At 33.2% G+C, this 686-nt stretch carries 1 protein-coding gene and 1 pseudogene; both read left to right on the top strand.

Going from position 1 to position 686, the window contains the following annotated elements; all coding sequences use genetic code 11:
* Positions 1 to 296: pseudogene (locus tag RT405_RS11295) on the top strand (LD-carboxypeptidase); the annotation flags it as partial.
* 123 nt (positions 297 to 419) lie between these two features.
* Positions 420 to 686: ECF transporter S component (locus tag RT405_RS11290; RefSeq protein WP_313469743.1), on the top strand; the 267-nt coding region annotated here is incomplete at its 3' end.

The raw sequence follows: 686 nt of genomic DNA, 5'->3' as shown, positions 1-686 counted from the left end.
CTTATTGCCCAAATGCAGCTGGACGTGTTTTGTTGCTGGAAGCAAAAGGAGGAAAGATAGAGCAGATGGCTACTTATTTTGCTCAACTAGAACAAATAGGCATATTAGAAGCCTGTAGTGTTATCTTATTGGGGCAATTCACAACTATTGAAGCTGAAAACCAAACAGAAGAATTAAAAAAATTAGTCTTAAGCTACTCAAGACGTCACCATTTTGCTGTTTTAAAAACGAATCAAATTGGTCATTCTTCAGACTCTTTACCTTTTCCAATAGGTACACCGGTAACTTTTTCTTAATTTGTACTACTAAACGTAAACGGATTCTGTCTGCTTTTCTAAAATCATTTTGTTTTTAATGCTATTTTTTTATACTTGTTGTAAAATGAATTTATATATTTTTACATAGAAAGAAGGGTGACAATGTATCAAAAAAATAGAAAAGCTTATCGGATAGCTATTTTAGGGATCTTATCAGCTATTATTATTGTTCAAAATTTCGTGCCACTTTTAGGTTATATCCCTATTCCGCCATTAAATCCAACGATTATTCATATTACCGTTATCATTGCTGCATTAACGCTAGGAACAAAAGATGGAATGATTATCGGTGGCGTATGGGGGATCAGCCGATTTATTAAAGCTTTTATTGCCCCAGCATCGCCATTAGATTTATTATTGTTTACTAAT

Origin of the sequence: Carnobacterium sp., from assembly GCF_032094055.1 — a bacterium.
GTDB lineage: Bacteria > Bacillota > Bacilli > Lactobacillales > Carnobacteriaceae > Carnobacterium_A.
This window is presented reverse-complemented; position numbering and strand designations above follow the sequence as displayed.